The sequence below is a fragment of the uncultured Corynebacterium sp. genome, assembly GCF_937999985.1.
Lineage (GTDB): Bacteria > Actinomycetota > Actinomycetes > Mycobacteriales > Mycobacteriaceae > Corynebacterium.
Genome location: NZ_CALLDG010000021.1, coordinates 1 through 8,936 on the forward strand (window position 1 = coordinate 1; position 8,936 = coordinate 8,936).

5 protein-coding genes are annotated in these 8,936 nt (G+C 61.3%); 4 read left to right on the forward strand and 1 reads right to left on the reverse strand.

Annotated features, from left to right (window positions below):
- The first annotated feature begins 349 nt into the window (after positions 1-349).
- Genes Q0331_RS00990 through Q0331_RS01005 form a run of 4 tightly spaced genes read left to right on the forward strand, consistent with a single transcriptional unit; the run spans position 350 to position 8,215 of the window.
- Positions 350-3,187: a DEAD/DEAH box helicase gene (locus Q0331_RS00990; RefSeq protein ID WP_298074082.1), complete on the forward strand. Its 2,838-nt coding sequence runs from the start codon at positions 350-352 to the stop codon at positions 3,185-3,187.
- Positions 3,180-4,172, forward strand: a complete 993-nt coding sequence (locus Q0331_RS00995; protein WP_298074084.1) for an SWIM zinc finger family protein — start codon at positions 3,180-3,182, stop codon at positions 4,170-4,172. The genes Q0331_RS00990 and Q0331_RS00995 overlap by 8 nt, the downstream gene beginning before the upstream one ends.
- Before the next feature lie 15 nt (positions 4,173-4,187).
- Positions 4,188-5,444 (forward strand): exonuclease SbcCD subunit D, encoded by a 1,257-nt coding sequence (locus Q0331_RS01000; protein WP_298074085.1) that lies wholly within the window; start codon positions 4,188-4,190, stop codon positions 5,442-5,444.
- 20 nt (positions 5,445-5,464) lie between these two features.
- On the forward strand, positions 5,465-8,215 hold the full coding sequence (locus Q0331_RS01005) for an AAA family ATPase (protein ID WP_298074086.1): 2,751 nt from the start codon (positions 5,465-5,467) through the stop codon (positions 8,213-8,215).
- Here Q0331_RS01005 and Q0331_RS01010 read toward each other — a convergent pair.
- A complete protein-coding gene (locus Q0331_RS01010) occupies positions 8,212-8,751 on the reverse strand; it encodes a hypothetical protein (protein ID WP_298074087.1) in 540 nt (179 codons plus the stop codon). The genes Q0331_RS01005 and Q0331_RS01010 overlap by 4 nt on opposite strands.
- Between the last annotated feature and the right edge of the window lie 185 nt (positions 8,752-8,936).

The window sequence follows — 8,936 nt, forward strand, 5'->3', positions numbered from 1 at the left end:
CATGTGTGACGCGCACAACTCGGTATCCACGTTAGCGAAGACGTTCACGTTGCGAAGGGTGTCCGGGGTACGTGGTAGAACTTCCAGCATGGGATTCACGCATCAGATGCACGTTGTTGCACCCACGTCGGGCGGGCTGTGGTTGTGGGTAGAGCGTGTCGAGGGGCACGGGGTGGTACTCGATATCGATGAACTGGAAACCGGCGATCTACCTGCTGTTTGTATGGATATTCTGGGGTCGCGCCCGTGGCGCAATAGGGGTGGGATTTGGCTGTCTACGCCCCGGGGGAGAGTTAAGGAATTGCCGGTGCCGGCGGTGGCTTTGACACCCGAAGAATCTGTTTCGCTCATGGGTGAATTATGCGAGTATGTGAATAAAAATATCGATACTGAAACTACCGATAAGTGTGGCCTGATTGACGGACTGGGGCCGGAGCTCAAATTTCTTATGAATTTATGCTCTTTTGTTGAGGATGCCGTGCGAGCCGGGCGCGTGATGGTGCGGATGGAGCGCGTGGATGATCAATGGTTCCCACGTTGGACCCTTGCGTCCGCAGGCGACCACATGCGCGTGCTGCAGCAGTTCCGTGAGCGCGTGCCGGGAGTGCTGACACGCAACGGTGGCGCAGACGTAGTGGATCGCATGGCCGACGAGTTTGCGCACTGGATCGCCGTGACCCACCTGCGCCGCGAGCTGAGTGACTTCACCTCGGACTTCGTGCGGGCCCTGGCGACGGGCACGGCAACCCGGCGGGGCGGAGCCAGCACCGTGGTAAGCCTCGGCCAGTGGCGGCGCGAGGCGGAGGCCCAGGCGGGGCAGTTGGTGTTCTTGTTGTCTACGCCCTCCGAAGTGGAAGAAGTCGATTCCGAACCAACCTGGTGGCTGCAGATTGCCTATTCCCAGAACGGTGGACCCTTCGAGCCGTTGAACCCAGCCACCATGAACGAAGATCTGAGGGAGCAGGTTATCCGCAGCCTCTACAGGGTGGAGGACGTGTGGCAGGAGTTCAATCCGCACGTGCGAAGCCTGCTGACGTGGGTAAATAGCGGCTCGAATCGGTTGGAGCGGGAATGGTGGCGTCCAGAAGAACTGCCGAGCGCACAGCCAACCTTGGGAACGAACCTGGACATCACCGAGCTCGCGAGCTTCCTAGAGCACGGGGCGGAGGCGCTGCGCGAAGCCGGGTTTGGTGTGATGATTCCGCGCGGGTGGGGCAAAGTGCGCCCGCGGGTAAAGGCGAAGGTCACCCCGGTGGGGCAGGGGCCGGGCTCGGGCAAGCTGGGCATGGATCAGCTGATGAACTTCTCCTGGGAGGTCAGCCTGGGCGACGGCGGCGCAGCAGGGGCTAACGGTGCCGATGGTGCCGACGGAACCGGTGCGGAACTGGACGAGGCTACCCGCGAGGAGCTTTTGAACGCGGCCGAGTCGATCGTGCGCATCAACGGCGAGTACGTCTACCTGGATCAGGAGGCTCTGTCGAGCGCCCGCAAGTGGTTCGCGGAAGTGACCAAGGAGCAGGACAAGCCGGTGGGGGATGCCACCGTGAGCGTGCGCGACATCTTGGAAGCCGACCTGTTGAGTGCCAGCGAGACGGTAGATACCGACCACGAATTCCGCGTGGTGGCTGACGGTTGGGTGGAACGACTGCTCGACGGCGAGGCGCAGGTGGATCCGCCGGAGCCGGTAGAGCCTCCCGCCGCGGTGCAGACCGCCCTGCGCGACCACCAACGCCGTGGTCTAAGCTGGCTGGCCTGGATGCACCGTCACCGTATTGGCGCGATCCTGGCCGACGACATGGGTCTGGGTAAAACCCTGCAAATGCTCGCGTTGTTGGCCTGGGAACGCGAGGTCGACGATTGCGCAGGCCCCACCCTGGTGGTTGCGCCCACCACCGTCGTGGAGGCTTGGCGGGCGGAGGCCGCGCTGCACGTGCCGAGCCTGGAGGTGCTGGTTGATCACGGTTCGGGGTTGCTCACTGATGAGGAGTTTGGTGACGCCACGTCCCAGGGGCTGGAGGGCAGGCAAAAGAAGCCGGATCTAGTGGTGACAACCTACGGGCGTGTGGCCAGAAATACTGCGCGCTACCAGCAGGTTCAGTGGGGGCGAGTGGTGGCCGACGAGGCGCAGGCCATCAAGAACCCGACGACGAAGCAGTCCCGGGCGGTGCGCTCGCTGAATGCAGAGACCCACATTGCACTGACGGGCACCCCGGTGGAAAACCGGCTGAGTGATCTGTACGCGATCATGGACTTCGCGAACCCCGGAATCTTCGGCTCAGCCGCAGCCTTCCAAAACCGCTTGGCCATCCCCATTGAGCGCTACGGGGACGAGGAGGCGAAACGGCGCCTGCGCGGGCTGGTGCAGCCTTTTATTCTGCGCCGGTTGAAGGACGACGCGGCGATTGGTCTGGACTTGCCGGAGAAGCAGGACATCGTGGAACGAGTGCCTTTGTCTAGGGAGCAGGCGGCGTTGTACGAGTCCTTTATTAAGGACATGGAGATGCGCCTGCAGCTACCCGGTGGCAAGCGGCGCGCCAATATCCTGGGGGCGTTGGTGAAGATCAAGCAGATCTGCAACCACCCGGCGCACTTCGCGGGCGACGGCTCCGGAATTTTGGCCGATGGTAAGCACCGCTCGGCAAAGATCGAGCGCATCTTCGAGATCACCGGCCAGGCGCTGGAACAGGGCAAGAAGGTGCTGATGTTCACGCAGTTTCCGACGTTCGGCAAGATGCTGGCGCCGGAACTGCAGAGCACCTTCGGTGTGGAGGTTCCCGTTCTGCACGGCAGCCTGTCGCGTGCGAAGCGCACGCAGATGGTCCGCGACTTCCAGAGCGCCGATGGGCCGCCGATCATGATCCTCTCGGTACGGGCCGGAGGTACCGGCATCACCCTGACCGAGGCTTCGGTGGTGATTCACATCGACCGATGGTGGAACCCGGCAGTGGAAGACCAGGCCACGGACCGGGCCTATCGGATCGGTCAAAACAAGTCCGTGGAGGTTTATAAGCTGGTGGTACAGGGCACCATCGACGAAAGAATCCACGACATCATCATGAGTAAGCGCGAGTTGGCGGGTGACATCGTCGGTGCGGGCGAGGGGTGGATCGCCAACCTGGACGATGATGAGTTGAGCGAGCTGCTGCAGCTGCGCGAATCTACCCAGTTGGAGGAAAACGATGGTTAGCGAGCAACCGAGGAAGCGCACTCGCACAGACGCTACCTGGGGCGACAATGTGGTTCTCGCCGACTTTGGAGCCAAGCGGCGCCAAGAGATGGATCGCCTGCGGGATCAGCACGGCACCCACATCCGCGGAGAGGATAGCTGGGCCAGCTCGCAGCTGATGGAGGCCATATCCAGGTCCGCCGACTCTGGACGACTGGCGCGTGGCCGCGAGTACTTTCGCGGCGGGAAAGTGTTGAGCGTTGAGTTTGCGGAGAATGTGGTTGCCGGGCTGATCCACGGCTCGCAGCTGGAGCCGTTTGAAACGTCCATTCACCTGCGGAGACTCACGGATCGCCAGAGGGATTTCGTTTACCACGAGATGCTCTCCGATAGCTCGCACATCCGCTCCCTCTTAAGTGGTGGCGCGCCGGGCTTGGACGTTGCCTCCGTGCTGATGCATCCCGGGCACGTCAATCGTGTGTACTGCAGTTGCCCGGATAAGTCCGCGGTCTGCAAGCACGTGGTGGCGCTGGCCTACTCTGCAGCGGAGAAGCTGGATAGGGATGCGAGCATTCTGCTGAAATGGCGGGGACTTAACGCGCAGGAGCTGCTGCGCCCAGTTCAGGGCTGGGGCGGCGGGGGCGTGGGGGCGTCACCAATTAGGCGACAGGAAGCACCAGCCCCTGCTGAGGGGCAGGCCGACCAGCCGGAACAGGTGGATTCGGCCGAGTTCTGGGGGACGGCGGCGGAGCCGGTGAAATGGGAGCCGTTGCAGTGGGAATCGGGGCTGGAGCAGGGTGATCAGAAGGCCCTGAAAGAGGCCATGCGATCGGTGACCTGGCATGCGGTAGATCAGCTGAAGGCCATGCATGAGCTGGAGGTTTGCTATGAAACCCTAGAGAGTGTCGAACCTTTGTTCTATTGTGAGGGTGGCTTGTCTGGAGGTGCTGATAGAACTACAGACGAGACAAGTGGCGAAGTAGACGGCAACAACGGGCAGGGGTAAGGCATGGCACAACCTATGGCAACAACATCGGCGCACCGGGTGCGGATCTTGCACACGTCGGATTGGCAATTGGGGATGAAGCGCCGCTTCTTGAGCAGCGAGGCGCAGTCGCGTTTTGATGAATCGCGGTTGACGGCGGTCGAGGCGCTGTTGAAGCTCGCAGAAGAGAAGCAGTGTGACGCCATCGTGGTGGCCGGCGATGTCTTCGACGATAACCTGCTGAAACCAGAGATTTACGGTCGTGCGATGGACGTTCTGAAGCGCACAAAAGTGCCGGTGTTCCTGCTGCCCGGAAACCATGACCCGCTGGACGCGGCGAGCGTGTACCACCGGGAGGAGTTCACCGACCTGGCGAATGTTTATGTGCTTAGGGATTCGGCTCCAGTGGCGGTGCCGAACTCCGGTGGCGCGGGCGCGGCTGGTATTCCTCTCGAGATCGTGGGTGCCCCGCTGCGGGGGAAGAACGCGGACGAGGACCTGGTGGCAGCCGCACTTCGCGATCTGGAGCCAGTACAGGGAGCGGGCGTGCGCGTGCTGGTGGGGCACGGTGCAGTGGGTTCCTTCGGTGAGAAGGACGACCTAGACCGCATCGACGTGAACAATGCGGCCCAGGCTTGCCGCGAGCGAAAGGTGGACTACGTGGCGCTGGGTGACACGCACTCGACAATGCCGCTGGACGCGGACGCATCACGGGCGCGTGTGTGGTATTCGGGCGCACAGGAAGTCACGGCTTTCGTTGAGCCAGACGGGCGCGGCGAGGCGAACTCCGGCAACGTGTTGGTAGTGGACATCGCGGTGGATCCGGCGCGACCAGAACAACAGGCGGACGTGCAGGTAGAGGAAGTTCCAGTAGGGCGTTGGGCATTCAAGGTGCTGAACGCGACGGTGAACTCGGTGGCGGATATCGACGAGTTCTTGGCGCGGCTGGAGGGCATCGACGCGAAGCGCACCACTGTGGTGAAGTACGCGCTGGAGGGAACGCTGTCCGTCCACGATGCCGCTTACCTGGACGAGCGGGTCACGAAGATCGCGCCGACTTTCGCGGCTCTATACGAGCGCGAACGGAAGATGAAACTGCATGTTATCCCCGACGAGGACGAACTTTCCGAAGGGCTGCTCAGTCAAGGCTTTATAGGCGAGGCTGTAGAAGAACTGCAGCAGCTAGCGAATTCCGATAGCAAGAATCCGCAACGGGTAGAGCGGGCACAGCAGGCACAAGACGCGCTGAGGTTGTTGGTACGCCTGGCGCATCAGGCGGAAAAGGCTAACTAGGGGAGAGGGACGGCAGAAGAATGACATTTTCTACCAAGGCATCGACGAAGGTCAGCTTCGTGTTGGAAAGCCTGGATGTGCACAATTTCGCGGGCATCGAATCCGCGCACTTTGTCCCAAGCGCCACCGGGGTGACCGTCGTCCACGGCAGTAACGAGGCCGGAAAATCCAGCCTGATGAACGCCTTTGGCCTGCTGCTTTCGGATTGGAAGGTCTCGACGACCTCCAAGAAAGTCAGTGGTTTTTTCCCCGTGGGCTGCGGCACCAAGCCGAAGATCACCGCCCGTATGCAGCTGGGCGAGAACCTGGTGGAGTACACCAAGGATTTTGAGAAGAAGAAGGTGCTCCTAGATGTGTTGCGCCCCTCCGTGCACAACTACACCGGCGACCAGGCGATGGAGAAGTTCAGTGAGCTGCTGAATGAGAGCATCGACTCCGCGCTGCGCGAGGCACTCTTCGTCAGCCAAGGACAGCGCCTGGACGCACTCGATTTCACGGCCATCCCCTCCCTTTCCTCGGCCCTGCGCACCGCTGGTGATGACGCCACAGTAAGCGCCGCCAGTGGTATCAGTGAAAATGACCAGGGTTCCGCGGAGCTGCTAGTCCGCCTGATCGACGACGAAGACAAGAAGCTGCGAGACCGCCGAGCCAACAGAAGTTCCAAGGGAGAGCTGGCCGCCGCCGAGGCAGACTTGGCGAGTGCGCAAGACGCCCTAGCGACCGCCGAGCTTGAGTACAACAATGCGCAGGCAGCGATCCGCGAGATCGAATCCAAACAGATTCAGCGCGCCGATGCCGAAGACGATCTACCGGATGCGCAGAAAGAGTTCGACGAATGCGCCGAGCGGTTAGAGGCTGCGAAGAAGATCGCGGAGGCCTTAAGCGCCCTGGAAAGCGAACTGGAACTGAAACAGGACCAGGTCGGGCGATGGCAAGAGGCATCCGAGGCGCGGGAGAAGCAGAAGCTAGCGCAGGGGGAGCTAGAACAGTCGCTCAAAACTGCGACGGAGGAGCTACGTGGCGTCCAGAAAAGGGCTAAGGAACAACAGGCCGAGCGCGACGAGGCGAAGAGAGCCTTCGATAGCGCCTACGCCGCGTACGTCCGTGCGGATAAGCGTGCCAAGCTGGCCACCGCGCTGAAGTCCACGGCGGACATCCAGGGGCGGCTGGAATCCGCGACGGAGGAGCGGGATAGCGCGGTGAAGCTGGATGCGAAGGTAGCGGAGCTGGCTCAAAAGGTGGATCGCAACCCGGCCACGCCGCAGGCGGAACAAAAGATCCGTGAGGCGATGACGGACCTGGACGCGCAGATAAAGATCCGCGATGCGGGCGCGACTTCCGTGCATATCGCAGGGCCGGCCGACAGCACCATCGTGGACAACGGAGTGGAGGCCACCCTGGGGGAGAGCGGCCTGGAAAAGAAGGTCACCACCGAATGGACCGTTGGCCTGGGTGAATACGAGGTGCGCGTCACCCCGGCGCAGGATTCCAGCAACCTCGACCTGAACGTCGACGAGGCGCTGCAGAAAGTCAATGCGGAACTATCGGCGGTCGGGCGCGAGCATATTGCGCTCGAGGATCCGCGCGCGGAAGTGCTTGAAGAGTTTGGGCGTGCCGTTCGGACGCGGAACGAGGACGAGGAAACCCTGCGCGACCAGCGTGCGAGGCTCAAGGCTATCCTCGGTAAGCGAACACTTTCCGACCTGAACGGTCAGGTGGAAAGCCTCACCGCCGAGGTCGAGAAGCTGCTAGAAACCAGTAGCTCCCTGCGTAGTGACGCCAACGTGCAGGCCGGCGAAAACATCGACGAAGCAGAAGAAGGCGCCGCGCTGGAGGCAGCCACCCGAGCCCGTGACGAGGCCAACGGACGCCTGCTTTCCCTACAGAACAACGACGCGATCGAGCGGAAGATCCAGTACGAGGCGAAGGTGGAAAACCTGCAACAGCAGCTGGATGCGGCAGCGAAGGATCTGGAAGCAGCCCGCGAGCGATATTCCGACGAAGAACTGAACGCGAAGCGCACCCAGGCAACGCAGGCCGTGGATGTGGCTCGCGAAAAGCTAGATTCCAAGCGCCGGGAAGTCGGCGAGCTCGGCGACGTGGAGGACGTGCAGGCGAGCCTCGAGGGCGCCCGGAGCCGGGTAAACATGCTGAACCAGCAGGTACAGGAATGCCGAGTGGACATTGCAGCCCTGAACGCCAAGCTCGGGCAGGCTCGCGGTTCTGCGGAAACCAAGGAGCAGGCAAAGGCAGAAGTAAAACGTTTGGAGGGCGTGGTCGCTAGGCTGCGCAGGCAGGCGGATGCCGCGGAGCTGCTGCATCAGGTGGTTCAGGAATCGCGGAAGCGGATGCAGGAAAAGTACTCCGAGCCATATCGCAAGGCCCTGAACAAGCTCTCCGGGATTGTCTTCGGTAGCGATGTTGATCTGGACGTTGATGAGAAGTTCCAGGTTTCGAGCCGCGCTATCGGCAGCGTGCGCCTGGAAAAGGAGCAGCTCTCCGGCGGTGCGCAAGAGCAGGTGGAGATTCTGCAGTTGCTCGCCATCGCCCGCCTGGTGGGCCACGACGGCAGCGGGGTGCCGATCTTCCTAGACGACGTGTTGGGTTTCAGTGATACCGACAGGGCCAAGAGCATGAACAAGGTGCTCGGCGCCTTGGGACGGGATAATCAGATCATCGTCCTGACCTGCGATAAAGATAGGTTCTCCCGGATACCAGGTGTGGACTACCAGAGCATCGACAGCATTAAGAAAGCTGGAGTTCGTCCCTAGTACTCGCTGTAGTCGTCGTAGTCGTCGTAACCCCCGTCATACTGCGCATCGTCATAACCGTCGAGGTATCCCTCGTAGTAGGAATCGTCCGGCGCGGGTGCGGGTTCTGCCGGGCGGGCGGCCATCATCTTGTTGGCGCACGTCGACGTCCACCCTGACGTTCCGTCGGTAAAGAAAGTCGTGCCGGTCTCGTGCATCGAGGGATCCCCGCAAGAGGCGATCGTCTTATTCATGACGGACGGGTTCGCTTGCCCCGGCGCCTCAGTGTGGCCAATGACCACCTCGCCGGTGGTGTTCGTCTGCTGCGAGCCACCCGGGGTGGGTGCCGGAGACTTGGCCTCTGAGTCCTTCCCGTCCTTCTTGTCCTCGTCCTTATTCTTGTCCTTGTCCTTGGAATCGGAATTATCTGTAGTGTTTTCCGGAGACGCTGTAACAGTCGTTGTTCGCACCTCATTCGAATCGTCCCCACCAAAACCACAGCCAGACAGGGCAAGGGCGGAAGTAAGAGCCAGAGCGATAATCCCCGCGCGACGCATGTTCGATCTCCTTTGAGATTATTAAAAATTACTTTAAGAATACCCAGCTAGTGCCCTGTGACGCAGTTATCATCGCCACAGTAGAGAATACTTAGGAGTGCTCCCATGAAGTCCCACTCAAAGCCTCGCTCGAAGTCCCATTCGCTGCCAGTAAAGATCGCCGCGGTAATCACTTCAGTTGCCTT